Genomic DNA, 24,387 nt, shown 5'->3' on the forward strand with positions numbered 1-24,387 from the left:
GGCCACGGGAACCCGCGCCATGAGGTGGACCCCTGAGATGCACGGGGGAAATCCCCACCTCCTGTATCCGGGGGCGACGGGCTGCTTACGGCCTCCTTATAAGGGCCTAGACTCCCGTGCGTACAGATCGTCGACAGCGAGGGGCGGACGTGCGGGAACCGATCGGCGTCGATCCGACCGTGATCGCTTCGCAGTACGTCGCGGCGGAGTACTTCCAGGCGTATTCGGTCGTCGGGCTGCTCGCCGTCGTCGGTGTGCTGTTCGTCGCTGTCGCCTTCGGTGCGGGACGCCTGCTGCGGCCGGTGGTCCCCACCCCCGAGAAGCTCATGACGTACGAGTGCGGAGTCGACCCCGTCGGCGAGGGCTGGGCCCACACCCAGGTCCGCTACTACGTCTATGCCTTCCTCTACGTGATCTTCGCGGTCGACTCGATCTTCCTCTTCCCCTGGGCCACCGTCTTCGCCGCCGACGGTTACGGCGCGACCACCCTGGTGGAGATGTTCATCTTCCTCGGCTTTCTCGCCGTCGGCCTGCTGTACGCATACAAGAAGGGCGTCCTGACATGGACGTGACCCCCGCCAACCCGACGGGCATCGGAGCCGGCCCCGGGGCGGCACCCGGAGCGGGCGCCGAGCCGGTGCTGCTGCCGGATCCCGCCGTGCTCCCCGCCGAGGGCGGGGGAAGGCTCGGCGCGCTCTCCCGACTCGCCCCCGAGCCGATGAAGGTCATCCTCAACTGGGGCCGCCGTTATTCGCTCTGGGTCTTCAACTTCGGCCTCGCCTGCTGCGCGATCGAGTTCATCGCCGCGTCGATGGCCCGCCACGACTTCATCCGCCTCGGTGTCATCCCCTTCGCGCCGGGGCCGCGCCAGGCCGACCTGATGGTCGTCTCCGGCACGGTCACGGACAAGATGGCGCCCGCGGTGAAGCGTCTGTACGAGCAGATGCCCGAGCCGAAGTACGTCATCTCGTTCGGCGCGTGCAGCAACTGCGGCGGCCCGTACTGGGACTCCTACTCCGTCACCAAGGGCGTCGACCAGATCATCCCGGTCGACGTCTACGTTCCCGGCTGCCCGCCGCGGCCCGAGGCATTGCTCCAGGGGGTCCTGAAGCTCCAGGAGAAGATCGCACGGGAGTCGCTGGGAGAGAGGTACGGGGCGGGCGAGCTGGGCACCCCGGGCACCCGGGGTGCGTCGGCGGCGGCGCTGCGGAGCGGATTGGTGAAGCCGCCCACGCCGGGGGAGTCCGGTGCGGCGACGTCCGGCGAGGGGGAGGACCGGTGACCGCGGTCGGCTGGCTCCCCGCCGACGTCGAGGAGCTGTTCGGTACGGAGGCCACGGCCGAGGAGTCGTACGACGTCCTGACCGTCGACGTCCCGCCGGCCTCCTGGATCCCTGCTCTGGAGGCCGCCCGTGACCGGCTCGGCTGCACGTACTTCGACTGGCTGAGCGCGGTCGACGAGCCCGGCACGGGCTTGTGCGTCACCGCGCACGTCGTCGCCCTCTCCCCGGTGCGCCGCCTGCTGCTGCGGACGACGGTCCCGCACGACGCCCCGACGCTGCCCTCCGCCGTGGACGTCTACGCGGGGGCCGCCTGGCACGAGCGCGAGACGTACGAGATGTTCGGCGTCGACTTCACCGGTCACCCGGCCCTGCACCATCTGCTCCTGCCGGACAACTTCGAGGGCCACCCGCTGCGCAAGGACTTCGTCCTCGCCGCCCGCGTCGCCAAGGCATGGCCGGGCGCCAAGGAGCCCGGGGAGCCTGCGGCAGGTGCCGAACACGGCGGCCCGAAGCGCCGCCAGATGCTTCCCCCGGGCGTCCCCGACCCGAACGAATGGGGCCCCCTGAAGGGCCAACTCCCCCCGGCTCCGTCCCGTCCGGCCCGCGGCGCGGGCAGGGCGGCCGCCGGCACGGGCCGCACCCCCGGCGAACGCCCGGTACGCCGCACCCGTACGGCGGCGCAGGGCTCGGCGAGCCAGTCCGCACCGGCAGGAACCGAGGGCGGCTCCGTGGGCCGCTCCGAGGACCGGGCCGAGGGCCGGCCCTCACCGTCGCCGCGCCGCACCCGCTCGGCCGCCGGGGGCTCCGCGAGCCAGCGAGTCGGCCGGGCGGCCCCCGAAGCACCGACCACCGACACCACGGCACAGCCCGAAACGGCCACACCGACCACCCCGACCGCGACTCCCGCCCGTCCCCCGCGTCGTGCCCGCAGCGCGAGTGAGGGTTCGGCGTCCCAGCGCGCCGAGGCGTCGCCGCCGGAGCCCACCGAAACAGAGGCACCGGACGAGTCCGGGGCGTCGGGCACCGAGCCCGCTGCCGCACCGCGCAGCCCGGACGCCCCCTGGCACCACGCCCGTCCCGCCTTCGCCCACCCCGAACGCGACCCCGAGCCCCGCCCCGAACGCGACCCCGAGCCCCGCCCCGGACGCGACCCCGAGCCCCGCCCCGGACGCGACCCGGAACCGGAACCGGAATCGGGACCCCCGGCCCCCGATGACCCCGACCCCTCAGGAGGTTCGTAGTGAACGACGTACTCGACGTCGCCCTGCGACTCCTGGTCGTCTTCGTCGTCTTCCTCACCTTCCCCCTGATCGTCGGGCAGACCGAGCACAAGGTGATGGCCCACATGCAGGGCCGGCTGGGCCCGATGTACGCGGGTGGCTTCCACGGCTGGGCCCAGCTCATCGCCGACGGCGTGAAGTTCGCGCAGAAGGAGGACGTGGTCCCGGCCGGCGCGGACCGCCGTGTCTTCCAACTCGCCCCGGCCGTCGCCCTCCTGCCGTACCTGCTGGTCCTGCTCGCCATCCCGATCGGGCCGGGCGAGGGCGCCGTCGGGCAGGTGCTGGACGCGGGTGTGTTCTTCGTGCTCGCGGTGATGGGCGTCGGCGTCCTCGGCTCGCTCATGGCCGGGTGGGCCTCCGCCAACAAGTACTCCCTCCTCGGCGGCCTGCGTACCGCCGCCCAACTCCTCGCCTACGAACTGCCGATGCTGCTCGCCGCCGCCTCGGTGGCGATGGCGGCCGGCACCGTCTCGCTCGTCGGTATCCTCGACGCCTTCGCGTGGTGGTGGCTGCCCTGGCAGATCGTCGGCGCGATCGTCTTCTTCGTCGCCGGCCTCGCCGAACTCCAGCGTCCGCCCTTCGACATGCCCGTCGCCGACTCGGAGATCATCTTCGGGGCGTACACCGAGTACACCGGCCTGCGGTTCGCGCTCTTCCTGCTCGCCGAGTACGCCGGGATCGTCGTCCTGTGCGCCCTGACCACCGTCCTCTTCCTGGGCGGCTGGCACGGTCCGTGGGGCGCCGACGGCCTCGGCTGGGTCTGGACCCTGCTGAAGACCGCGGTCCTCGCCTTCGTCGTCATCTGGCTCCGCGTCACCTATCCCCGGCTGCGCGAGGACCAGTTGCAGAAACTCTCCTGGACCCTCCTCGTTCCGCTCGCCCTCGCCCAGATCGCCCTCACCGGCGTCGTCAAGGTGGTGATCTCCTAGCCATGGCTCCTCTTCCTGGCTTCTCCGGCTTCCCCGGTTCCGGCCTGGCCAAGGGCCTGGCCGTCACCCTGCGGACGATGACGAAGAAGTCCGTCACCGGCCAGTACCCGGACACCCAGCCCGACCTCGCGCCCCGCACCCGCGGTGTGATCGGCCTGTTCGAGGAGAACTGCACGGTCTGCATGCTGTGCGCCCGCGAGTGCCCGGACTGGTGCATCTACATCGACTCCCACAAGGAGACCGTCCCGGCGACGACGCCCGGTGGCCGTGACCGCAGCCGCAACGTCCTCGACCGCTTCGCCATCGACTTCTCCTTGTGCATGTACTGCGGTATCTGCATCGAGGTCTGTCCTTTCGACGCCCTGTTCTGGTCACCCGAGTTCGAGTACGCCGAGACCGACATCCGCGAACTCACCCACGAACGCGACAAGCTCCGCGAGTGGATGTGGACGGTCCCGGCCCCGCCGGCCCTCGACCCCGCCGCCGAGGAACCGAAGGAACTAGCCGCCGCCCGCAAGACGGCCGACAAACTGGCCGCCACCCAGGCCGCCGCGGAGACCGATCCGCCGACTGATCCGCAGACCGGGCCGCCGACCGCCGGCCCGACCGAGCCGAAGGGGGAGGAGCCGTGACCCTCGCCGCAGCCGCCGGCACGGCCCCGCAGGGTTTCCTCTCCCCGACCGGTGTGGAGATCGCCTTCCTCCTCGTCGGCCTGGTCACCTTCGGCGCCGCCGTCGTCACCGTCACCACCAGGCAGCTGGTGCACGCCGCCCTGTGGCTGGTGGTGGCCCTCGGCGGACTCGCCGTCGAATACCTCCTGCTCACGGCCGAGTTCATCGCCTGGGTGCAGGTCCTCATCTACGTGGGTTCGGTCATCGTCCTCCTGCTGTTCGGTCTGATGCTCACCAGAGCCCCCATCGGCCGCTCCCCGGACGCCGATTCCGGCAACCGCTGGGTCGCCCTCGCCGTGGCCGTCGTCGCCGCTGCCGCCCTGGTCTGGGTGGTCGTCGACGCCTTCCGTACCACCTGGATCGATCTGGACGGCGCGCCCGCCGGCTCCACCGATGTGACGGGCGCGAGCCTCTTCCAGCACTGGGTTCTCCCCTTCGAGGCCCTCTCGGTCCTCCTCCTGGCCGCCCTCGTCGGCGCGATCGTCCTCTCCCGCCGGGCGGCGAAGGCGGGCACGAAGGCGGGCACGAAGGCGGGCACCCCGGGCGACACGGAGGGGGACCGCTGATGCACCTCGCCTATCCCGCCGTGCTGTCCGCCCTCCTGTTCTGCACCGGCCTGTACGGAGTCCTCGCCCGCCGCAACGCGATCCTGGTCCTCATGTCGGTCGAGTTGATGCTCAACGCCGTCAACCTGAACCTGGTCGCCTTCGACGTCTGGCTCAGCAAGGCCGCCGAGGAGACCCTGCACTCCGGTCAGGTCCTCGCCCTGTTCACCATCGCCATCGCCGCCGCCGAGATCGGCATCGGCCTGGCGATCGTCCTCGCCGTCCATCGCAGCCGCGGCACCGCGGACATCGACAAGCTCCGCGACACCGCCGAGGGCCACGACCCCGACGACCCCGACCGCACGGGCGGCCCCGGCGGACCGGGCGGCTCCGCCCCCGACAGCGACGCCGACGCCCCCACGACCCGGGCGGCCGTCACGAAGGCTGAGGCCACCGCGTGACCACGACCACCCTCGCCGTCCTCGTCCCCCTCCTTCCCTTCCTCGGCGCGATCGCCGGCCTGCTCCTGGGCCGCACGGCCCCCGGTTTCGTCCGCCCGCTCGCCGTCCTGCCGACCGTCGCCTCCCTCGCGCTGGCCGCAGCGGTCGCCGCGCGCCAGGGGGGCGACCGGGCCGTCGACGCCGCCACCGAGCTGACCCCCACCGGTTCGGTCCCCATCGAACTCGCCCTGTACGTCGACGGCTTCGCCGCTCTCACCGCCGTGCTCGTCGGTGTCGTCGCCACCTGCGTGCAGATCTACTCGACCGGCTACCTCCGCGACGACCCGCGCTATCCCTCCTACGCGGCTCTCGTCTCCCTGTTCACCTCCGCGATGCTCCTCGTCGTCTACTCCGGCGACCTGATGGTGCTGCTGGTCGGCTGGGAAGTCATGGGCATCTGCTCCTACTTCCTGGTCGGCCACTACTGGGAGACCCCCGAGGCCCGCGCCGCCTCCCTCAAGGCCTTCCTGGTCACCAAGCTCGGCGACGTCCCCTTCCTCATCGGCCTGTTCGCCCTGGCCACCGACGCCGGGTCGTTCCGCATCACCCGCATCCTCGACGCCGTCGCGGGCGGTGGCATCGAGCACCCCACAGTGATCGCCCTGCTGCTCCTGGCGGGCGTGGCCGGCAAGTCGGCGCAGTTCCCGCTGCACACCTGGCTCCCCGACGCGATGGCGGGCCCGACCCCCGTCTCGGCGCTGATCCACGCAGCGACGATGGTCGCCGCCGGTGTCTACTTCGTCGCCCGTCTCCTCCCGCTCTTCGAGGCATCCCGGGCCGCGATGACCGTCCTCGCCGTCATGGCCGCCGTCACCATGGCCGGGTCGGCGCTCGCCGCTCTCGCCCAGGACGACATCAAACGGGTCCTCGCCTACTCGACGATCAGCCAACTCGGCTACATGACCGGCGCACTCGCCCTCGGCGACCGCGGAGCCGCCGTCTTCCACCTCCTGTCCCACGGCGCCTTCAAGGCGCTCCTCTTCCTCGCCGCCGGCGTGATCATCCACGCCGCCGGCACCAACTCACTGGCCGCCATGTCCCGCATGAGCCACCTGCGCGACCGCGTCCCGGACGCCTACTGGACGATGACCGTGGCGCTCCTCGCGCTCGCCGCGATCCCGCCGTTCAGCGGTTTCTTCTCCAAGGAGGCCGTCCTCGGAGCCGCCGAACACGTAGTCATCGGCCACACCGAGCAGGCCCCCGCCGCCGCGGGCTGGATCGTCCTCCTCGCCGGCCTGGCCACCGCCCTGCTCACCGCGGCGTACGCGGTGCGCCTGTGGCTGCTGGCCTTCCGCGGACACGGCACCGAGGTCCCCGACCACGGCAGGCAGCCCCTCACCATGACCGCCGTGTTGTGGGTGCTCGCCCTCCCGTCCCTCGCGCTCGGCGGCTTCGCCTTCCGCGCACTGCCCGACTGGTTCGACGGCCACGACCTGACCCCGACCCTCACCACCTCCGTGCTCGGCACGGGTGTGGCCCTGGTCGGCGGCATCGTCACCTATGCCACCTGGCGCCACACGACCGCACACGCAGCCCGTATCCCCCTCGGTGCCGTCGCCGCCCACCCACACGGCGACGCCGGGCAGGTCGAGGCGGAGGCCGTCGCCAGTCACGAACCCGCCTACGGGGACATCGCGTACGCACCGGACCCCTCGGACCCCGGCCGGCTGCTGCTCGGCCCGCTGCACCGCCACGCGGCCGTCGGCTTCCACCTCGACGCCGTGTACACGACCCTCTTCGTCCGCCCCGTCCAGGCCGCGGCCTCTCTCGTCCGGTTCCTCGACCGTGAGGTCGTCGACACCTACGTACGCGGCGCGGTAACGCTGCCCCGGTGGCTCGGGACCGCCGTACGACGAGCCCAGACCGGCAATCTGCAGACCTATGTGAGCGTGCTGCTCGCCGGCACCGTCGTCCTCGCGGTCGCCGTCGTCCTCGCCGCGACGGGAGTGTGAGCAGACGTGATCGATATCAGCGAGTCCGTGATGCAGTTCCTTCTGGCGTTTCTCATCCTCGGCCCGCTCCTCGGCGCCGCCGCCGCTCTCCTGCCGGCTCCGCCCGGACTCAAGGGGACATCGCCCGACCAGGCCGTGCTCCGGCACGGCGTGACGGTCACCGGCGCCGTCCTCATCGCGGCGATCGTCCTCGCGCTCGGCTTCGACCACGACCAGCCGTCGAAGATGCAGGCCACGACCGACATCAGCTGGATCCCCGCACTCGACGTACGGATCCACCTCGGCACCGACGGCATCTCCCTCCCCCTTCTGGTCCTGACCGCGCTGCTGACCTTCCTCAGCGCGCTGTACACCTACTTCAAACCGCCCACGGGCCCGTCCCCGAAGGCATTCGTCGCCCTGCTGCTCGTCCTCGAATCCGGCACCCTCGCGGCCTTCGCCGTCCTGGACCTGATCCTGTTCTTCCTCGCCTTCGAGATGGTCCTGATCCCGATGTACTTCCTCATCGCCCGCTGGGGCGGCGAGGGCCGGGCCGAAGCCGCCTGGAAATTCATCCTCTACACGCTGCTCGGCTCCGTGGTCATGCTGCTCGGCCTGCTCCTGATCGGAATCAAGGCGGGCACATTCGACATGGTGGCACTCGCCACTGACAACGGACGGTCACTGACCGTATCCGTGCAGGTCATCGCCGTTCTGGCGATCGGGCTCGGGCTCGCGGTCAAGACCCCGATGTGGCCGCTGCACAGCTGGCTGCCCGACGCCCACACCGCCGCCCCCACCGTCGGCTCGGTCCTGTTGGCCGGCGTCCTGCTGAAGATGGGCACATACGGGTTCGTACGGATCCTGCTCCCCGTCGCCCCGGACGGTTTCCGCACCTTCGCGCCCTACCTCGGCGCCTTCGCCGTCGTCGGCATCATCTACGGGTCCCTCGCCTGCCTGGCCCTCGCCAAGGAAGGCGCCAAGGGCGACCTCAAACGCCTCATCGCCTACTCCTCCGTCGGCCACATGGGCTTCGTCCTCCTCGGCATCGCCACCATGACCCCGACCGGCGTCAACGGCGCCCTGTTCGCCAACATCGCCCACGGCCTCGTCACCGGCCTGCTCTTCTTCCTCGTCGGCGCCCTCAAGGACCGCACCGGCACCGTCGACCTCGACACCTTGGCCCGCCCGTCGTCCGACCGGCACGCCCCAGCGACCGGCGCCGCCCTCTACGGCAGGGCACCGCGCCTCGGCGGACTGCTCGCCTTCGGCGCCGTCGCCTCCCTCGGCCTGCCCGGCCTCGCCGGATTCTGGGGCGAGATGCTGGCCCTCTTCGGCGCCTTCGAACCCGCCGCCGGACTCAGCCGCCCCGCCTTCCTCACCTTCATGTCGATCGGCGCCTTCGGCACCCTGCTGACCGCCGCGTACCTGCTGATCGTGGTCCGCAGGGTCTGCATGGGCGCCAAGCCGCAGCAGGCCCCGGCCCTCCCCGACGTCCGCGGCTACGAGTTCGCGGCCTGGACCCCGCTCGTCGTCCTCACCGTCGTCACCGGACTGTGGCCCGGTGCCCTGATCGGACTGACCGACCCGGCCGTGCAGCAGCTCCTCGCAGGAGGCACCCGATGAGCTCCCTCGTCCAGTCCGTCGACTGGCTGGCCATCGCACCGCCCACCATCGCGGCCGTGGTCGGACTCGCCGTCCTCGTCACCGACCTGTTCGTCAGCGAGGCCAGGAAACAGCTGCTCGGCGGGCTCGCGGTCGCCGGACTCGCCTCCGCCACGCTCATGCTGCTGCCCCTCCTCGACGCCGACCGCAGCACGTTCTGCCTGGTCGGCGACCCCGGAGTGTGCAGCTACACCGCCGACCGCTTCACCCTCGTCATCCAGTTCCTGGTGCTCGGCGGCGCGCTCCTGACCGCCCTCCTGTCGGCCACCGTCCTCAAGGACGCCGACAAGCGGCTCCCCGAGGGCGAGTACTGGTTCCTGCTCCTGTCCTCCGCCGCGGGCGCCGCCCTCCTGCCCGCCGCCCGTGACCTCGCGACCCTCGTCGTCGCCCTGGAGGTCGCCTCCCTGCCCGCCTTCGCCCTGGTCGGCCTCCGCCACGGCAACCGGAAGTCGTCCGAAGCGGCCCTGAAGTTCTTCCTGTCCTCCGTCACCGCCACCGCGGTCAGCCTCCTCGGCATCAGCTTCCTCTACGCCGCCACCGGGACCCTCCACCTCACCCTGGTCGCCGAGCGGGTCCAGACCGTCGACGGACAGCTCCACACGCTCGCCCAGACCGGCGTCGTCCTCACCCTCGTCGGCTTCGCCTTCAAGACGGCCGCCGTCCCCTTCCACTTCTGGGTGCCCGACACCTACGTCGGAGCCCCCCTGCCCATCGCCGCCTACCTGTCCGTCATCGGCAAGGCGGTCGGCTTCACCGGGCTGATCCTCGTCACCGTCGTCGCCCTCCCGTCGTACGCCGACGTCTGGGGCCCGGCGCTCGCCGTGCTGGCCGCCCTCACCATGACCGTCGGCAACGTCGGCGCCCTCAGACAGCAGGCCACGCGCGCGTACAGCGCGGTGCGCCTCCTCGCCTGGTCCTCCGTCGGCCAGGCCGGCTACCTCCTGGTGCCGATCGCCGCCGCCGCGTACTCCGGCGACGCCGAGAAGTCGATCGGCTCCACGCTCGCCTACGCCCTCATGTACGGCGCGGTGAACCTCGGAACCTTCGCCGTCGCCGCCCTCGTCGGCCGCACGCGGCCCCTCAACCGGGTCTCCGACTACCGCGGCCTGTACGCCTCCGCCCCGCTCACCGCCCTGCTCCTGGCCTTCTTCCTGCTGTGCCTCGCCGGACTCCCGCCCGGCGTCATCGGCCTCTTCGCCAAGGTCACCGTCTTCTCCGCGGCCGTCGACGCCGGACTCGGCTGGCTCGCCGTCGTCATGGCCGTCAACGTCGTCATCGCCCTGGTCTACTACCTCCAGTGGACGGCACTGCTGTTCCGCGCCCCCGAGGGCGAACCGGCGAAGCACCGCTTCCCGGTCCCGCTCACCGCCGCGATCACCCTCACCGGAGTCCTCGGCATCGCACTGTCCGGCGCGCCCCAGCTGATCCTGCGCCTCACCGACACCGGCCTCTTCTGACGCTCAGGGCGCCCGGAGACCGCCGGTTTCGGCCACCGGACCGAGCGGCGAGTACGGCGTCACAGCCGCCGTCACAGCCCCCGTCACCCGGACGGTTTACACGCGCCACCGCGCGCACAAGGGAACTAGAGCCCCTCACCTGGCGTTGACGAATACGGGAGGGTCCACTGGACGTGAGGCCAGGACACCCGGGGCCCTCGCAGGTCAGAAGGAAGATCAGCGAACCGGGGTCCCCCCGCCGCACGACTTGGAGGGCGTACCGTGCACCGCCGGCACAACGGGCTCAGGACCGCGGTTCTCCTCGGGGGACTGTCCGCACTCATCATCGTCATCGGCAGCTTCTTCGGCCGCATGGGGCTCGTTGTCGCCGTCGTGATCGCCCTGGGCACCAACGCCTACGCGTACTGGAACAGCGACAAGCTCGCCCTGCGCGCGATGCGCGCCCGCCCGGTGAGCGAGTTCGAGGCCCCGGGGCTGTACCGCATGGTGCGTGAGCTCTCCACCCAGGCCCGCCAGCCCATGCCACGCCTGTACATCTCCCCGACCGAGGCGCCGAACGCGTTCGCCACCGGCCGCAACCCGCGCAACGCCGCCGTGTGCTGCACCGAAGGCATCCTGCGCCTGCTGGACGAGCGCGAACTGCGCGGCGTCATCGGCCACGAACTCAGCCATGTCCACAACCGCGACATCCTGATCTCCTCGGTCGCCGGAGCCCTGGCCTCCGTGATCATGTTCCTGGTCAACTTCGCCTGGCTGATCCCCATCGGCCGCTCCGAGGACGACGACGGCCCCGGCCTCCTCGGCATACTGCTGATCATGATCCTGGGCCCGCTCGCCGCCTCCCTCATCCAACTGGCCGTCAGCCGCTCCAGAGAGTACGAGGCCGACGCCTCCGGCGCCCAGCTGACCGGCGACCCCCTTGCCCTCGCCAGCGCACTGCGCAAACTGGAACTGGGCACCAAGCAGCTCCCCCTGCCGGCCGAGCCCCGCATCGAGACGGCCAGCCACATGATGATCGCGAACCCGTTCCGCCCAGGTCAGGGAATCACGAAGATGTTCTCCACCCACCCGCCCATGACCGAACGCATCGCCCGACTCGAGAAGATGGCAGGTCGCCCGCAGTGAAGACCATCCTGAACGTCATTTGGCTCGTCCTGAGCGGCTTCTGGCTGTTCCTCGCCTATCTGCTCGCGGGCGTCCTCCTGTGCATCACGATCATCGGCATCCCGTTCGGCATCGCCGCTTTCCGGATCGGTGTCTACGCCCTCTGGCCCTTCGGGTACACGGCGGTCGAGCGCCAGGACGCGGGCGCCCCCTCCTGCGTCGGGAACGTGCTGTGGCTGGTGCTCGCCGGCTGGTGGCTGGCCCTCGGCCACATCGCCACCGGTATCGCCCTGTGCGTGACGATCATCGGCATCCCGCTCGGCATCGCCAACTTCAAGCTGATCCCCGTCTCGTTGCTCCCGATGGGCCGCGAGATCGTACGGACCGACCAGCCGTTCTCGGCCCGCCTGTAGAGCGGTGGAGCGGTACGGCGGGAAGCGTGCCGGACGGGAAACCGAACCGGATGTCCACAGCCCGGAGGTTGTCCACAGGCCGTCCTGAATGTCAGTGCCGGCCCGCATGATGAACGCATGACCGAGCACGAGCAGTTGCTGACACGAGTGGCGGCCGGGGCCCGCGAGACCCGCCCGTGGGGGCCGGCCCACTCTCCCCGAGCCCGTGCACGCGGTCACACTGGCCCGAGCCGAATCCGCCCTCGGATTCGAGCTGCCCCCACTGCTCGCCGAGTTCTATCTGCGGGCGGTGGGCGGTGGGCGGTGGGCGGCGGGCGGCGGACGGCGGATTCGGCCCCGAGTACGGCCTGCTGCCCCTGCTGGACGGCCCGCCGTCCGACGAACCCGCCGCCGTGGCCCAGTACCTGGCCAACCGTGAGAGCGGCCGTGAGGATCCCGACCGGCCATGGCCCGAGGGCGTGCTGCCGATATCCCACTGGGGCTGCGGGACGTACGCGTGTGTGGCCTGCCGTTCCCCGCAGGCCACCGTCCTCCTCTTCGAGCCCAACGCGGACGACCCCGACCACGCCTGGTTCGTCGACGCCCCGAGCCTCACGGACTGGCTGCGCTTTTGGATCGACGGCACGGGCCGGTACGAGGAGGAGAACGAGGGGGCGGACCCTCGCCCTGTGGGCCGACTGCTCCCATCGTGTGACGGCGGCGCACACGTCCTGAACGACTCCGGCCGACCGCGGGGCGGTGGTCACTGCCGTACCCGCCGTACCCGCCGTACCCGCCGTACCCGCCGTACTCGTGGTGCCCTACCGCCCGGCGGCTCCCCACCCGCGCCACCGCCGCACCCCGTAGGCCGCCGCACCCACCGCCAGCACTCCCGCGCCGACGGCCACGGAGACCCCGGGCAGTGAGAATGCCAGGACCAGGCACCCGGCCAGTCCGAGAGCAGGCAGCACCCGGGCCGCCGGCCCCGGACGAAGCGTCCAGGCCGACGCGTTGGCCACCGCGTAGTACGCCAGCACCCCGAAGGAGGAGAACCCGATCGCACCCCGCACATCCACCGTCGCGGCCAGGACGGCGACCACCACTCCCACGGCCAGCTCCGCCCGGTGCGGCACCCGGAACCGGGGATGGACGGCGGCCAGGGCGCCCGGCAGGTGCCGGTCCCGGGCCATGGCCAGCGTGGTCCGCGAGACGCCCAGGATCAGGGCGAGCAGCGAACCCAGGGCGGCCGCGGCCGCTCCCACCCGTACCACCGGCGTCAGCTCCACGAACCCGGCCGCCCGCACCGCGTCGGCCAGCGGCGCACCGGCGTCACCCAGTCCCTCTGCCCCCAGCACCGAAAGGACGGCGATCGCGACAGCCGCGTACACGACCAGTGCGATACCCAGCGCCAGCGGGATCGCGCGCGGGATGGTGCGCGCCGGATCCCGCACCTCCTCACCGAGGGTCGCGATCCGGGCGTACCCGGCGAAGGCGAAGAACAGCAGGCCGGCCGCCTGGAGCACCCCGCCCACGCCGCCCGACGCCCCGACGGTCAGGCGCCCGGCATCGGCCTGCCCCGAGGTCAGAGATACGACCACCACGAAAGCGAGGACAGCCAGGACCACGGTCACGATCACCCGGGTCAGCCACGCCGACTTCTGCACACCGCCGTAGTTCACCGCGGTCAGCGCCACGACGGCGGCGACCGCCACGGCGTGAGCCTGCCCCGGCCAGATGTACGCGCCGGCGGTGAGCGCCATCGCCGCACAGGAGGCGGTCTTCCCGACCACGAACGCCCAGCCCGCGAGACAGCCCCAGAATTCCCCCAGCCGTTCCCGCCCGTAGACGTAGGTGCCGCCGGAGGCCGGATACAGGGCGGCGAGGCGGGCCGACGACGTGGCGTTGCAGTAGGCGACCACGGCGGCGAGCGCGAGACCGAGGAGCAACCCGGATCCGGCCGCCTGCGCGGCGGGCGCCAGGGCGGCGAAGATCCCGGCCCCCACCATGGAGCCGAGACCGATGACGACGGCGTCGCCCACGCCGAGCGTGCGGCGCAGTTCGGAACCGGAGCGGGCGGTCATGGAATCGCACCCTACTGATCACGGCAACCGTCACATGTATGCGCGTCGTCCTACGTACCAAGACAGCACGAACACCTGGACCGGACGCACCGGCCGGGGCAGGTGAGAGCACGGCGCGAGAGGGCAGGGTTCACGGCATGACGATCATCAGCTGGATCATTCTGGGACTGTTGGCCGGAGCGATCGCGAAGTTCCTGCTGCCGGGTCGCGATCCGGGCGGCTTCATCGGCACGACCCTGATAGGTGTCGCCGGTGCGTTCATCGGTGGCTGGATATCGGCCCGTTGGCTCGACCACCCGATCACCAAGGATTTCTACGACGGCGCCACCTGGGCCGCCGCGATCGGCGGCTCACTGGTCCTCCTGGTCGCGTACCGCCTCCTGTTCGGCCACTCACGCAACTGACCGCACTCCGGAATCCCGGCCGAAGGGCGAGGAGGGCGGGCGCACCAAGGCACCCGCCCTCCTCGCACACGCGGTGCGCGAGGCGCACGCGTCGACCACGGACGTCACCGGCGAGAGCCCACGCCCGCCCTCACTTCCACGCCCATGGCTCTTCCGTCTAGCGGTAGTTGACGAACTGCAGGGCGAAGTCGAAGTCCTGTCCCTTGAGCAGGGCGATGACGGCCTGCAGGTCGTCACGGCTCTTGGAACTGACCCGCAGTTCCTCGCCCTGCACCTGGGCCTTCACACCCTTGGGACCCTCGTCGCGGATGAGCTTCGCCACCTTCTTCGCGTTCTCCTGGGAGATGCCCTCCTGGATCGACGCGAAGATCTTGTACTCCTTGCCCGAGAGCTGCGGCTCGCCGGCGTCCAGGGCCTTCAGCGAGATGCCCCGCTTGATCAGCTTGGACTGGAAGACGTCGAGGACAGCCTTCACCCGGTCCTCGGAGTTCGCCTCCAGGAGGATCTTCTCCCCGGACCACGAGATCGAGGCGCCCACGCCCTTGAAGTCGTAGCGCTGCGAGATCTCCTTGGCGGCCTGGTTGAGGGCGTTGTCGACCTCCTGCCGCTCGACCTTCGAGACGATGTCGAAACTGGAGTCGGCCATGTCCTGTGGCTCCTTGTATCAGGGTCCGTATCGGGCCGCGATCGGGCTGCGACCCGGATGCGTACCGGCTACCGGCATACGTGGGCGGCCCTCGGGCCCGGCATCGGTCCCGGGCCGCCATCCGCACAAGCCTAGTCACCCCCGGGCCTCCGGGCGGCGATCAATCGGGTGGCGAAGCACCCCTGCTCATCAGGTATCGTTTACGTCGTTGCCACGGAGCGCCACCGCAAGGCGGTTCGAAGCGGCAATCTTGGCGGTGTGCCCGAGCGGCCAAAGGGAGCAGACTGTAAATCTGCCGGCTCAGCCTTCCCAGGTTCGAATCCTGGCGCCGCCACAAGGGGAGACCCCCTCCGGACCGCGGAAACGCGGTGTGGAGGGGGTCTTCGGCTTATGGGGGGTGTTGTGGGGCGAGGGGCGGGGGACACTGGCGCCATGTCGTCCCGTCGTAGGCAGTGCCCCGAGTGCCGTCGTGAGATCGCCGTCGTGGCGGGGCGGTACGCGCGTCACGATCCGCCCGGGGCCCGGGGGAGCGGGGAACTCACCTCGTGCGCGGGGTCCCGTCGACACGCCGGGTTCGGTGCCGCGCAGCCCGCGCTGGACGGTTACGTCGTACCGGAGTTCCCGGGACAGATGCCTCTGTTCTAGCCGCCCCGGGAAGCCTTCCAGTGGCTGAGTGGCTCAGTTGCCCGCGACCGACTTCACCGCCACCGAGACCGGCACGGGCCCGCTGATCAGTTCCAGGGTCAGGCCCGCTGTCGCGGCGTTCTCCACCAGCTCCGCCAGGACGGCGGCCACGTCGTCCCGGGGGATCGGGCCGCGGCCGGTGTGGGCCTCCAGACGGACCAGGCCGGTGCCGGCTTCGTCGGTGAGCATGCCGGGGCGCAGGATCGTCCAGTCGAGGGCGTCCAGGCCGCGTACGTACGCGTCGGCCTCGCCCTTCGCGCGCTGGTACACGTCGAAGACCTCGTCCCCCTCGTGGGCGGGGTCCGCGCCCATGGACGAGACGACCACGAACCGCCGTACGCCCGCACGGACCGCGGCGTCGGCGAAGAGGACCGCCGCGGCCTTGTCCACCGTCTCCTTGCGTGCCGCGCCGCTGCCCGGACCGGCGCCCGCGGCGAACACCGCGGCGTCCGCGCCCCGGAGTTGCTCCGTGACCTCCTCCACCGATGCCGACTCCAGGTCGAGTACGACCGGTTCGGCGCCGAGTTGCCGCAGCGCGTCGGCCTGTTCGGGCTTGCGGATGATGCCCGCCACCTCGTCCCCGCGCGCGGCGAGCAACCGCTCCAGCCGCAGCGCGATCTGACCATGACCACCAGCGATGACAATGCGCATGTCTTCGACCGTACGCCGTGACGATCGCATCCGCCCGCGACGTACCGAACACGACCTTCTGAGGACGGCGTCCTGAACATGACCTCCTGAAGACGGCGTCCTGAACGCAACGGGCCGAACGCGACGGACCTACCACGTCTCGCCACGCCCCTGCCGGGGCAACCCCCGTCCCGGCTCCGCGGGCGGTGTCGTCGTCGAACCGCAGTACTCGCGTACCGCGCTCGTGCGGGTCACCACGCGCCCCCGGTGCACCACGACCCGGCTGTACGACAGTGACAGAGCCGCCGGCAGCCGGTCGCCGCGGACCGCGAGGAGTTCGGCGGGGAAACCCGCCTCCACCCGTACCTCGGGGAGCCCCAGGGCCGCCCGTGCCGAGGTGCTCACCGCGTCGTAGGCGTCCTCGGGGGACAGTCCGTGACGGGAGGCCAGCAGGTACGCCGCCTCCAGCGGGTCGCCTCGGCCGACCGGGTTCGACACGTCCCGCAGGGCACCGCTCCCGGCCACCACCCGGACGCCCGCCGCGCGCAGCAGCCGTACGGGAGCCGTGCCCCGGCGGTCGACGCTGCCGCAGCCGCCCTGCGGCAGGCACACCACGGTCACCCCGGCCGCCGCCAGTTGGTCCGCGGTCCGCGAGGCCGCTTCGGCGGGCAACCGTCCGAGGCCGCCGCACGGGCTGAGCGTCACCTCCGGTCGCAGCCCGCCCGCCATCGCCGCGAGCCGGGCCAGGCGGGCGGGGTCGGCGGTGTCGGTGTGCAGGTCGACGGGGACGCCGTGCTCGGCGGCGACCTCCAGGACCGCCTCCACGTACCCCGTGGGATCGGGGTCGACGTCCGGACAGCCGCCCACCACCGACGCGCCCATCTTCACCGCGTCCCGCAGCATCGCGAGCCCGTCCGCTCCGGCCACCCCGGTCAGCACGCGCGGCATCGCCGCCGTCGTCAGCTCGGTCAGCCCGCGCAGCGCATGTTCGACCTGCAGTACGGCGGTCAGTGCGCCGAGCCCGGTCACGTCGTCCACGCGTACATGTGCCCGCAGCGCCGTCGCCCCGTGCCCGAGCTGGAGCAGCGCGGCCTCCGTCGCCCGGCGCCGGACGTCCCGGGGGTCGTAGGAGACGGGGCCGCCGGTGTCGGCGGAGAGGGCGGTGTCGGCGTGGCTGTGCGGCTCGGCAGGGGCCGGAAGGAGCAGATGGCCGGCGAGATCGACCCGGGTGCCGCCCCCGCGGGCGCCGTCCACGGTCAGGCTGCCGGCCGTACCGACCGCCTCGATGCGTCCGCCGCCCAGCCGTACGTCCACGGTCCGGCCGTCGGTGAGCCGCGCGCCGCACAGCAGGAGCGGCTCCGGTGCGGCCGGGCCAGAGGGCGACGAGGGCGACGAGGGGGGCGGCGGCTGAGGCCGGCTGTCGGGCATCGCGCTCCTGGGGCTCGGACTGCGCGCGGTCGTCGCAGGATCACACAGAGAGAAGATCACGCAGAGTGAGTCGAGCCTAGGGCGGTGGCCCGCCCCTCGCCGGGAGGAGCACAATAGTCGTACCGGCGTGGTCGGGTGGGAGCTGCTTCGCTCGCGGGAAGTGTGCGCCACAGGGTGGGACAGGGGCCGCGAAACGGATTTGGGTGAACGGCGGCGGAGCGTGTAATGTCTTCATCGCTCGCCCCAATAGCTCAGTCGGCAGAGCGTCTCCATGGTAAGGAGAAGGTCAACGGTTCGATTCCGTTTTGGGGCTCTGGTGTGTGAGGTTCCCGCCGCGAGGCGGGGCCCGACCGCATCGCAGCGGTGTAGCTCAGTCGGTAGAGCAAGCGGCTCATAATCGCTGTGTCACCGGTTCAAGTCCGGTCACCGCTACATACAGTAGCCGATTGCGGGGTCGGTCCTTCGGTCGGCTACTCTTTCTGTGTTCATTCGTCTATCCGTTCGTCAAGGAGCACTCACGTGGCTGCCACCGACGTCCGCCCGAAGATCACGCTGGCCTGCGTGGAGTGCAAGGAGCGGAACTACATCACCAAGAAGAACCGGCGTAACAACCCGGACCGTCTTGAGATGAAGAAGCACTGCCCGCGTTGCAATGCGCACACCGCGCACCGCGAAACGCGATAAATCAGGCTCGTACGCGAGGCCGTCCCCGTTGTCAGGGGGCGGCCTCGCGTCGTTCTGCTCACCGGCCCACCGCGGCCGTATCGGATTCAGGCCGACCAGGGCCGGACCAGACACAGGAGGTGCCGCGCGCATGGCGCTCGACCAGTCCTTCGTGGGGCGGAGCTACCCGCCCACCGATCCCTATGAGGTGGGCCGGGAGAAGATCCGTGAGTTCGCCGAAGCGGTGGGGGACGCCAACCCGGCGTACACGGACGCGGAGGCCGCCAAAGCGCTCGGCCACCCCGATGTGATCGCCCCGCCGACCTTTGTGTTCGCGATCACCTTCAAGGCCGCCGGCGAGGTCGTCGCCGACCCCCGGCTCGGTCTGGACTACAGCAGGGTGGTGCACGGCGACCAGAAGTTCGCCTACCGCCGCCCGGTGCGCGCCGGAGACCGGCTCACCGTCACCTCGACCATCGAGGCGATCAAGTCGATGGCGGGCAACGACATCCTGGACATCCGCGGCGAGGTGCACGACGAGGCCGGCGAGCACGTCGTGACCGCCTGGACCAAGCTGGTGGCCCGTGCCGCCGAGGAGGCGTGAGCAGCATCATGACGGCGAAGATCTCCTACGCCGACGTCGAGGTCGGCACCGAGCTGCCCGCACAGACGTTCCCCGTGACCCGGGCCACCCTCGTCCGGTACGCGGGCGCCTCCGGCGACTTCAATCCCATTCACTGGAACGAGAAGTTCGCCAAGGAGGTCGGCCTGCCCGACGTCATCGGGCACGGCATGTTCACCATGGCCGAGGCGATCCGCGTGGTCACCGACTGGGTGGGCGACCCGGGTGCGGTCGTCGAGTACGGCGTTCGCTTCACCAGGCCGGTCGTCGTCCCCAACGACGAGCAGGGCGCCACCATCGAGGTCAGCGCCAAGGTCGCGGTCAAGCTCGACGACCACGAGCGCACGCTCCGCGTCGACCTCACGGCGACCAGCGCCGGGCAGAAGGTGCTGGGGATGTCCCGGGCGGTCGTACGACTCGCCTGACCCGCGGATCCCCACGTAGGGGGTGCTCTCCGCGGAGAGCACCCCCTACGTCGTCCTGGGGTGCCCGGCGCCATGGGCCCGTCGTTTCGGTCCCTCCAGTCGCGCTTCACCCCTTGACGCAGTTAGTGATTGAGCACTAACTTCATCACATGGTCAGGATGAGCGCGGAGGAGAGGCGCGAGAGCGTCGTCCGCGCGGCGAGCGCCGAATTCGCCCGCGGCGGCTACCACGGCACGTCGACCGAGGCGATCGCCAAGCGGGTCGGCGTCTCGCAGCCGTACCTCTTCCGGCTCTTCCCGGGGAAGAAGGCCATCTTCCTGGCGGCGGCGGAACGCTGCGTGGCGGACACCATCCGCATGTTCACGGAGGCTTCCGAGGGACTGGAGGGCGAAGAGGCCCTGCACGCCATGGCGGGCGCCTACACGCGGACCATCGCGGAACGCCCCGAGCTGCTGATGATGCAGATGCAGATGTATCTCGCGGTGGCGGCCGCCGAGCAGGAGGGCGACCACGAGTTCGGTGCGACGGTCCGCGCCGGCTGGCTGCGGCTGTGGGACGTCGTCCACCTCGCGCTGGGGGCCGAGGTCGGCGGGACGACGGACTTCATGGCGCACGGCATGCTCATCAACTGCCTGGCCGCCATGGGGTTCCCGGCCGGGCACCGGGTCTGGGAAGGGCTCGACCTGTCGGCGCGGCTCAAGGACGCGCCGGAACAGTAGCGGAGGGAAGAGGGGAGAAGGGCGGATGTCGGCGCCCTTTTTCATGAACGTGAAAGTTAGTCATCAATAACTAACAACATCATCTCCTGGGGGAGCGATGACACAACAGACCACCGCACGCGGCGGGCCGGCCGTCTGGGCCCTCGTCATCACCAGCGTCGCCGGCTTCATGGCGGCCCTCGACAACCTCGTCGTCACCACCGCACTGCCCTCCATCCGCAAGGACCTGGGCGGCGCCCTGCACGACCTGGAATGGACCGTGAGCGCCTACACGCTCACCTTCGCCGTCCTGCTGATGTTCGGCGCGGCCCTCGGCGACCGCTTCGGCCGCCGCAGGCTCTTCATCGCCGGAATCACCGTCTTCACCGCGGCCTCCGCCGCAGCGGCCATGGCACCCGGCATCGATTCCCTGATCGCCGCCCGCGCGGTGCAGGGCGCAGGCGCCGCGGTCATGATGCCCCTCACCCTCACCCTGCTCACGGCGGCCGTGCCCGAAGCCCGGCGCGGCATGGCGTACGGCATCTGGGGTGCCGTGAACGGCCTCGCCGTGGCCTCGGGGCCGCTGGTCGGCGGGAGCCTCACCGAACACATCTCCTGGCAGTGGATCTTCTGGCTGAACGTCCCGCTCGGCCTGCTCCTCATCCCGCTCGCGCGCCTGCGCCTCGCCGAGTCCCACGGCACCGGAGCCCCGCTCGACCTGCCCGGCACCCTGCTCGCCGGCGGCGGACTCCTCGGCATCGTCTACGGCCTGGTCCGCGGGCCCGTCGACGGCTGGACCGGCACCGTCGTCCTGACCGGCCTGTTCACCGGGACGGCACTGCTCGTCGGCTTCGTCCACCACAGCATCCGCGCACGGAACCCCATGCTGCCGATGCGGCTGTTCCGCTCCCGCGCCTTCTCCGGCATCAACGCGGCGAGCCTGCTGATGTTCCTCGGCATGTTCGGCTCGATCTTCCTGCTCAGCCAGTACATGCAGGGCGTACTCGGCTACTCGCCCACCGAGGCGGGCCTGCGGATGCTGCCCTGGACCGGCATGCCGATGCTCGTCGCCCCGATCGCCGGCCTCCTCTCCGACCGCGTCGGCGGCCGTCCGGTCGTCGCCACGGGCCTGTTCCTGCAGGCACTCGGCCTCGCCCACCTCGCGGTGGTGGCGACGGCCGACGCCTCCTACACCGCCCAGCTGCCCGCCCTGGTCATCAGCGGCATCGGCATGGCGCTGTACTTCGCCCCGGCCTCCCACCTGGTGATGTCCAGCGTCCGCCAGGAGGAACAGGGCATCGCCTCCGGAGCCAACAACGCCCTGCGCGAGGTGGGCGGCGCACTCGGCATCGCGATCATGGCGTCGATCTTCGCGGCCCGGGGCGGCTACGAGTCCGGCCGGGCCTTCGTCGACGGCATGCGGCCGGCGCTGGTCACCGGCGCCGCGGCAGTCGCCCTCGCGGGCATCGCGACCCTGTTCATACCGGGCCGCGGGCCCGCCGCCCCCCGCCCGCCCTCGGCCGCTCCGACACCGGAGACGGCGCTGGAAACGGTCTCCTGAACGCCTCGGAGCGCCACTCACCCGCGCACGCGCCCACCACGGAAGGACCCGTTCATGCCCACCCTCCCCTGGACCGTCCCGAACACCCCGCCGCCCCACACCGAAGTGCACGTCTTCGCCTCCCGCTTCGAGACCCGCACCCTCTGGGGAGCCCTGCGCTTCCTCGTCAGGACGCCCGGCGTGTGGCGGCAGGTCAGCAGGGCTCCCGGCGCGTACGGAGCCTCTTTGAAGGCGGAACCGCTGCGCCGGACCTTCTGGACCCTGTCCGCCTGGGAGTCCGAGAAGGCCCTCGGCGAGTTCGCCCGTACCGGCCCGCACGGGCCGACCGCCCGAGGGCTCGCCGCGCAGATGCGCGACGCCGAGTTCGCCGGCTGGACCGCGAAGAGCGAGGACCTCCCCGTCGACTGGCCCGAGGTGCGGCGCCGCCTCTCCTGAAGACGCGCGCGTGAAGGCCACGCGCGCGTACCGCCCCCGCCGGCCCGTCCCGGCGGGGGCCTTAGTCTTGAGCCCGTGCAGGAACTCCACGACGCCCCCCTCGCCCCGCTGACCACGTTCCGCCTGGGCGGACCCGCGACCAGGCTGGTCACCGCGACGACCGACGACGAGGTGATCGCCGTCGTCCGCCAGGCCGACGCCGACGGCACGCCCCTGCTGCTCATCGGCGGCGGCTCGAACCTGGTCGTCGGCGACAAGGGCTTCGACGGCACCGCGCTCGTCATCGCCACCAAGGGCGTCACCCTCGACGGCACCCACCTGGAACTGGCGGCGGGCGAGGTGTGGACCGACGCCGTCGCCCGCACCGTGCAGGCCGGCCTGGCCGGCATCGAATGCCTGGCGGGGATCCCCGGCTCGGCGGGCGCGACCCCGATCCAGAACGTCGGCGCGTACGGCCAGGAAGTCTCCTCCACGATCACCGAGGTGGTCGCCTACGACCGCACCACCGGTGAGACGGTCACCCTGGCCAACGAGGAGTGCGCCTTCTCCTACCGCCACAGCCGCTTCAAGGCCGACCCCGAGCGCTACGTCGTCCTGCGGGTCCGCTTCGGCCTGGAGGACGCCGACGGCCTCTCCGGCCCCGTGAAGTACGCCGAGACGGCCCGCGCCCTCGGTGTGGAACAGGGCGACCGCGTCCCCCTGGCCGAGGCCCGCGAGACGGTGCTGGGGCTCCGCGCGGGCAAGGGCATGGTCCTGGACCCCGAGGACCACGACACCTGGTCGGCCGGCTCCTTCTTCACCAACCCCATCCTGACCACCGCGGAGTTCACGGCCTTCCGGACCCGGGCGCGGCAGCTCCTCGGCCCCGACACGGAGCCCCCCGCATACCCCGCAGGCGAGGGCCACACCAAGACCTCCGCCGCCTGGCTGATCGACAAGGCCGGCTTCACCAAGGGCTACGGCGACGGCCCGGCCCGCATCTCCACCAAGCACACCCTCGCCCTCACCAACCGCGGCCACGCGACCACCGAGGACCTCCTGGCCCTCGCCCGCGAGGTCGTGGCCGGCGTCCACCGGACCTTCGGCATCACCCTCACCAACGAGCCGGTGACCGTGGGCGTCACCCTCTGACCACCGACGCCCTCAGTCCCCGGCCCCACTGTCGGGGACTTCGGTCCCCGGCCCCACCAACCACGCGTCGATCCCCGCCAGCAGCTCCGCCTTGACGTCCTCCGGCGCCACCGACCCCCGCACCGACTGCCGCGCCAGCTCCGCCAGCTCCGCGTCCGTGAACCCGTGATGCCGGCGCGCGATCTCGTACTGCGCCGCCAGCCGCGAGCCGAACAGCAACGGATCGTCCGCCCCCAGCGCGAGCGGCACGCCCGCCTCGAACAGCCGCCGCAACGGCACGTCACCCGGCTTCTCGTACACCCCCAGCGCCACATTCGACGCCGGGCACACCTCGCACGTCACCTGCCGGTCCGCGAGCCGCTGCAGCAGCCGCGGGTCCTCCGCCGCCCGCACTCCGTGCCCGATCCGGTCGGCCTCCAGATCGTCCAGGCAGTCCCGCACGGACGCGGGCCCGGTCAGCTCACCCCCGTGCGGCGCCGACAGCAGGCCGCCCTCGCGCGCGATGGCGAACGCCCGGTCGAAGTCCCGGGCCATTCCGCGCCGCTCGTCGTTGGACAGACCGAACCCGACGACCCCCCGGTCGGCGTACCGCACCGCCAGCCGGGCCAGCGTGCGCGCGTCCAGGTGGTGCTTCATCCGGTTCGCGGCGACCAGCACCCTGATCCCGAGCCCGGTGTCCCGCCGCGCCACGTCCACCGCGTCCAGGATGATCTCCAGCGCCGGAATCAGCCCGCCCAGCCGCGGTGCGTACGACGTGGGGTCCACCTGGATCTCCAGCCAGCCCGAGCCGTCCTTCAGGTCCTCCTCCGCCGCCTCCAGCACCAGCCGGTGGATGTCCTCCGGCTCTCTGAGGCAGGAGCGGGCGGCGTCGTACAACCGCTGGAACCGGAACCAGCCCCGCTCGTCCGTGGCCCGCAGACTCGGCGGTTCCCCGCTGGTCAGCGCGTCGGTCAGCGTCTCGGGGAGGCGCACGCCGTACTTGTCGGCCAGCTCCAGCACGGTGGCGGGCCGCATCGACCCGGTGAAGTGCAGGTGCAGATGGGCTTTCGGCAGCAGGGAGACATCACGTACACGTTCCATCCAAGGATCGTGCCGCACGTCCCGGCAGCCCCGGTAGCGCTTTCCCTGAACGTGGTCTTGCTCGCACACGAGCCCGAGCGAACGGAAGCGGGCCGCCTCCCGTGAGGGGGAGGCGGCCCGCCGAGGCACTCATGGTGCGCGGA

General features: G+C 71.4%; 26 protein-coding genes, 3 tRNA genes and 1 pseudogene. 25 read left to right on the forward strand and 5 right to left on the reverse strand.

From position 1 onward, the window contains the following. The first annotated feature begins 149 nt into the window (after positions 1 to 149). The 13 genes and pseudogenes from ACVW19_RS19850 to ACVW19_RS19910 all read left to right on the forward strand — a co-directional run bounded on the left by ACVW19_RS19850 (position 150) and on the right by ACVW19_RS19910 (position 12,491). On the forward strand, positions 150 to 572 hold the full coding sequence (locus ACVW19_RS19850) for an NADH-quinone oxidoreductase subunit A (RefSeq protein ID WP_202275593.1): 423 nt from the start codon (positions 150 to 152) through the stop codon (positions 570 to 572). Continuing rightward, positions 563 to 1,282, forward strand: coding sequence for an NADH-quinone oxidoreductase subunit B (locus ACVW19_RS19855; protein WP_457460683.1), 720 nt, complete (start codon positions 563 to 565; stop codon positions 1,280 to 1,282). Before ACVW19_RS19850 ends, ACVW19_RS19855 begins: the two co-directional genes overlap by 10 nt. Next, complete coding sequence (locus tag ACVW19_RS19860) at positions 1,279 to 2,523, forward strand: NADH-quinone oxidoreductase subunit C (RefSeq protein ID WP_457460684.1); 1,245 nt, start codon at positions 1,279 to 1,281, stop codon at positions 2,521 to 2,523. The genes ACVW19_RS19855 and ACVW19_RS19860 overlap by 4 nt, the downstream gene beginning before the upstream one ends. Beyond that, entirely contained in the window at positions 2,523 to 3,491 is a 969-nt protein-coding gene (locus ACVW19_RS19865) for a complex I subunit 1/NuoH family protein (RefSeq protein WP_457460685.1), read from the forward strand. Before ACVW19_RS19860 ends, ACVW19_RS19865 begins: the two co-directional genes overlap by 1 nt. A gap of 2 nt (positions 3,492 to 3,493) precedes the next feature. Further along, positions 3,494 to 4,123, forward strand: coding sequence for a NuoI/complex I 23 kDa subunit family protein (locus ACVW19_RS19870; RefSeq protein ID WP_457460686.1), 630 nt, complete (start codon positions 3,494 to 3,496; stop codon positions 4,121 to 4,123). Further along, positions 4,120 to 4,728 carry an NADH-quinone oxidoreductase subunit J family protein gene (locus ACVW19_RS19875; protein ID WP_457460687.1) on the forward strand — a complete coding sequence of 203 codons (609 nt, stop codon included), beginning with the start codon at positions 4,120 to 4,122 and terminating at the stop codon, positions 4,726 to 4,728. Before ACVW19_RS19870 ends, ACVW19_RS19875 begins: the two co-directional genes overlap by 4 nt. After that, positions 4,728 to 5,168, forward strand: a complete 441-nt coding sequence (gene nuoK / locus ACVW19_RS19880) for an NADH-quinone oxidoreductase subunit NuoK (protein WP_457460688.1) — start codon at positions 4,728 to 4,730, stop codon at positions 5,166 to 5,168. The genes ACVW19_RS19875 and nuoK overlap by 1 nt, the downstream gene beginning before the upstream one ends. Beyond that, positions 5,165 to 7,159, forward strand: coding sequence for an NADH-quinone oxidoreductase subunit 5 family protein (locus ACVW19_RS19885; RefSeq protein WP_457460689.1), 1,995 nt, complete (start codon positions 5,165 to 5,167; stop codon positions 7,157 to 7,159). Before nuoK ends, ACVW19_RS19885 begins: the two co-directional genes overlap by 4 nt. 6 nt (positions 7,160 to 7,165) lie before the next feature. After that, entirely contained in the window at positions 7,166 to 8,764 is a 1,599-nt protein-coding gene (locus ACVW19_RS19890; RefSeq protein ID WP_457460690.1) for a complex I subunit 4 family protein, read from the forward strand. Further along, positions 8,761 to 10,260, forward strand: coding sequence for an NADH-quinone oxidoreductase subunit N (locus ACVW19_RS19895; RefSeq protein WP_457460691.1), 1,500 nt, complete (start codon positions 8,761 to 8,763; stop codon positions 10,258 to 10,260). Before ACVW19_RS19890 ends, ACVW19_RS19895 begins: the two co-directional genes overlap by 4 nt. 261 nt (positions 10,261 to 10,521) lie before the next feature. Next, positions 10,522 to 11,385 carry a zinc metalloprotease HtpX gene (gene htpX / locus ACVW19_RS19900; protein ID WP_457460692.1) on the forward strand — a complete coding sequence of 288 codons (864 nt, stop codon included), beginning with the start codon at positions 10,522 to 10,524 and terminating at the stop codon, positions 11,383 to 11,385. Next, complete coding sequence (locus ACVW19_RS19905; RefSeq protein ID WP_457460693.1) at positions 11,382 to 11,777, forward strand: YccF domain-containing protein; 396 nt, start codon at positions 11,382 to 11,384, stop codon at positions 11,775 to 11,777. Before htpX ends, ACVW19_RS19905 begins: the two co-directional genes overlap by 4 nt. Before the next feature lie 117 nt (positions 11,778 to 11,894). Continuing rightward, positions 11,895 to 12,491 (forward strand): annotated as a pseudogene (locus ACVW19_RS19910) (SMI1/KNR4 family protein). Positions 12,492 to 12,577: 86 nt separating this feature from the next. On the opposite strand, the gene ACVW19_RS19915 reads toward ACVW19_RS19910, so the two are convergent. Beyond that, complete coding sequence (locus ACVW19_RS19915) at positions 12,578 to 13,837, reverse strand: APC family permease (protein WP_457460694.1); 1,260 nt, start codon at positions 13,835 to 13,837, stop codon at positions 12,578 to 12,580. A gap of 137 nt (positions 13,838 to 13,974) precedes the next feature. Here ACVW19_RS19915 and ACVW19_RS19920 point away from each other — a divergent pair, with 137 nt between their 5' ends. Continuing rightward, a complete protein-coding gene (locus tag ACVW19_RS19920) occupies positions 13,975 to 14,241 on the forward strand; it encodes a GlsB/YeaQ/YmgE family stress response membrane protein (protein ID WP_109381552.1) in 267 nt (88 codons plus the stop codon). Between the two features lie 157 nt (positions 14,242 to 14,398). Here ACVW19_RS19920 and ACVW19_RS19925 read toward each other — a convergent pair whose 3' ends face one another. Beyond that, on the reverse strand, positions 14,399 to 14,887 hold the full coding sequence (locus ACVW19_RS19925; protein WP_109381551.1) for a YajQ family cyclic di-GMP-binding protein: 489 nt from the start codon (positions 14,885 to 14,887) through the stop codon (positions 14,399 to 14,401). Positions 14,888 to 15,139: 252 nt separating this feature from the next. On the opposite strand from ACVW19_RS19925, the gene ACVW19_RS19930 reads away from it, so the two are divergent. Together ACVW19_RS19930 and ACVW19_RS19935 are read left to right on the forward strand one after the other, a co-directional pair. Beyond that, positions 15,140 to 15,221, forward strand: a tRNA-Tyr gene (locus ACVW19_RS19930). 98 nt (positions 15,222 to 15,319) lie between these two features. Continuing rightward, on the forward strand, positions 15,320 to 15,532 hold the full coding sequence (locus ACVW19_RS19935; protein WP_457460695.1) for a hypothetical protein: 213 nt from the start codon (positions 15,320 to 15,322) through the stop codon (positions 15,530 to 15,532). A 33-nt stretch (positions 15,533 to 15,565) separates the two neighbouring features. Here the strand turns inward: ACVW19_RS19935 and ACVW19_RS19940 are convergent, their stop codons facing one another. Both ACVW19_RS19940 and ACVW19_RS19945 read right to left on the reverse strand, forming a co-directional pair. Then, the gene (locus tag ACVW19_RS19940) at positions 15,566 to 16,222 is read right to left on the reverse strand and encodes an NAD(P)H-binding protein (protein ID WP_457460696.1); all 657 of its coding nucleotides are present in this window, start codon (positions 16,220 to 16,222) and stop codon (positions 15,566 to 15,568) included. A gap of 129 nt (positions 16,223 to 16,351) precedes the next feature. Beyond that, positions 16,352 to 17,629, reverse strand: coding sequence for an amidohydrolase family protein (locus ACVW19_RS19945; RefSeq protein WP_457460697.1), 1,278 nt, complete (start codon positions 17,627 to 17,629; stop codon positions 16,352 to 16,354). Between the two features lie 240 nt (positions 17,630 to 17,869). Here ACVW19_RS19945 and ACVW19_RS19950 point away from each other — a divergent pair. The 9 genes from ACVW19_RS19950 to ACVW19_RS19990 all read left to right on the forward strand — a co-directional run bounded on the left by ACVW19_RS19950 (position 17,870) and on the right by ACVW19_RS19990 (position 23,164). Further along, positions 17,870 to 17,942 (forward strand) — tRNA-Thr (locus tag ACVW19_RS19950). 46 nt (positions 17,943 to 17,988) lie between these two features. Beyond that, positions 17,989 to 18,061: transfer RNA gene (locus tag ACVW19_RS19955), tRNA-Met, on the forward strand. Positions 18,062 to 18,148: 87 nt separating this feature from the next. Further along, positions 18,149 to 18,313 (forward strand): 50S ribosomal protein L33, encoded by a 165-nt coding sequence (gene rpmG / locus ACVW19_RS19960; protein ID WP_003948671.1) that lies wholly within the window; start codon positions 18,149 to 18,151, stop codon positions 18,311 to 18,313. A 130-nt stretch (positions 18,314 to 18,443) separates the two neighbouring features. Then, on the forward strand, positions 18,444 to 18,896 hold the full coding sequence (locus ACVW19_RS19965) for a MaoC family dehydratase N-terminal domain-containing protein (RefSeq protein ID WP_202275692.1): 453 nt from the start codon (positions 18,444 to 18,446) through the stop codon (positions 18,894 to 18,896). 8 nt (positions 18,897 to 18,904) lie between these two features. After that, positions 18,905 to 19,339, forward strand: a complete 435-nt coding sequence (locus ACVW19_RS19970; RefSeq protein WP_457464694.1) for a MaoC family dehydratase — start codon at positions 18,905 to 18,907, stop codon at positions 19,337 to 19,339. Between the two features lie 149 nt (positions 19,340 to 19,488). Further along, positions 19,489 to 20,058: a TetR/AcrR family transcriptional regulator gene (locus ACVW19_RS19975; RefSeq protein WP_457460698.1), complete on the forward strand. Its 570-nt coding sequence runs from the start codon at positions 19,489 to 19,491 to the stop codon at positions 20,056 to 20,058. Between the two features lie 97 nt (positions 20,059 to 20,155). Beyond that, positions 20,156 to 21,598, forward strand: a complete 1,443-nt coding sequence (locus ACVW19_RS19980) for an MFS transporter (protein ID WP_457460699.1) — start codon at positions 20,156 to 20,158, stop codon at positions 21,596 to 21,598. Between the two features lie 54 nt (positions 21,599 to 21,652). Continuing rightward, positions 21,653 to 22,033 carry a DUF3291 domain-containing protein gene (locus tag ACVW19_RS19985; protein ID WP_457460700.1) on the forward strand — a complete coding sequence of 127 codons (381 nt, stop codon included), beginning with the start codon at positions 21,653 to 21,655 and terminating at the stop codon, positions 22,031 to 22,033. A 75-nt stretch (positions 22,034 to 22,108) separates the two neighbouring features. Next, positions 22,109 to 23,164 carry a UDP-N-acetylmuramate dehydrogenase gene (locus ACVW19_RS19990; RefSeq protein WP_457460701.1) on the forward strand — a complete coding sequence of 352 codons (1,056 nt, stop codon included), beginning with the start codon at positions 22,109 to 22,111 and terminating at the stop codon, positions 23,162 to 23,164. A 12-nt stretch (positions 23,165 to 23,176) separates the two neighbouring features. Here ACVW19_RS19990 and ACVW19_RS19995 read toward each other — a convergent pair whose 3' ends face one another. After that, positions 23,177 to 24,244 (reverse strand): adenosine deaminase, encoded by a 1,068-nt coding sequence (locus tag ACVW19_RS19995; RefSeq protein ID WP_457460702.1) that lies wholly within the window; start codon positions 24,242 to 24,244, stop codon positions 23,177 to 23,179. Between the last annotated feature and the right edge of the window lie 143 nt (positions 24,245 to 24,387).

The organism is Streptomyces sp. TE5632, assembly GCF_054061295.1.

Bases quoted from the DNA above. Each gene is read 5' to 3' on its own strand.
- ACVW19_RS19945 (WP_457460697.1), bottom strand. From the start codon at position 17,629: ATGCCCGACAGCCGGCCTCAGCCGCCGCCCCCCTCGTCGCCCTCGTCG.
- ACVW19_RS19965 (WP_202275692.1), top strand. From the start codon at position 18,444: ATGGCGCTCGACCAGTCCTTCGTGGGGCGGAGCTACCCGCCCACCGAT.
- ACVW19_RS19920 (WP_109381552.1), top strand. From the start codon at position 13,975: ATGACGATCATCAGCTGGATCATTCTGGGACTGTTGGCCGGAGCGATC.
- ACVW19_RS19970 (WP_457464694.1), top strand. From the start codon at position 18,905: ATGACGGCGAAGATCTCCTACGCCGACGTCGAGGTCGGCACCGAGCTG.
- ACVW19_RS19870 (WP_457460686.1), top strand. From the start codon at position 3,494: ATGGCTCCTCTTCCTGGCTTCTCCGGCTTCCCCGGTTCCGGCCTGGCC.
- ACVW19_RS19925 (WP_109381551.1), bottom strand. From the start codon at position 14,887: ATGGCCGACTCCAGTTTCGACATCGTCTCGAAGGTCGAGCGGCAGGAG.
- ACVW19_RS19940 (WP_457460696.1), bottom strand. From the start codon at position 16,222: ATGCGCATTGTCATCGCTGGTGGTCATGGTCAGATCGCGCTGCGGCTG.
- ACVW19_RS19975 (WP_457460698.1), top strand. From the start codon at position 19,489: ATGGTCAGGATGAGCGCGGAGGAGAGGCGCGAGAGCGTCGTCCGCGCG.
- ACVW19_RS19935 (WP_457460695.1), top strand. From the start codon at position 15,320: ATGTCGTCCCGTCGTAGGCAGTGCCCCGAGTGCCGTCGTGAGATCGCC.
- ACVW19_RS19995 (WP_457460702.1), bottom strand. From the start codon at position 24,244: ATGGAACGTGTACGTGATGTCTCCCTGCTGCCGAAAGCCCATCTGCAC.
- nuoK (WP_457460688.1), top strand. From the start codon at position 4,728: ATGCACCTCGCCTATCCCGCCGTGCTGTCCGCCCTCCTGTTCTGCACC.
- ACVW19_RS19895 (WP_457460691.1), top strand. From the start codon at position 8,761: ATGAGCTCCCTCGTCCAGTCCGTCGACTGGCTGGCCATCGCACCGCCC.
- ACVW19_RS19985 (WP_457460700.1), top strand. From the start codon at position 21,653: ATGCCCACCCTCCCCTGGACCGTCCCGAACACCCCGCCGCCCCACACC.
- ACVW19_RS19915 (WP_457460694.1), bottom strand. From the start codon at position 13,837: ATGACCGCCCGCTCCGGTTCCGAACTGCGCCGCACGCTCGGCGTGGGC.
- ACVW19_RS19980 (WP_457460699.1), top strand. From the start codon at position 20,156: ATGACACAACAGACCACCGCACGCGGCGGGCCGGCCGTCTGGGCCCTC.
- ACVW19_RS19855 (WP_457460683.1), top strand. From the start codon at position 563: ATGGACGTGACCCCCGCCAACCCGACGGGCATCGGAGCCGGCCCCGGG.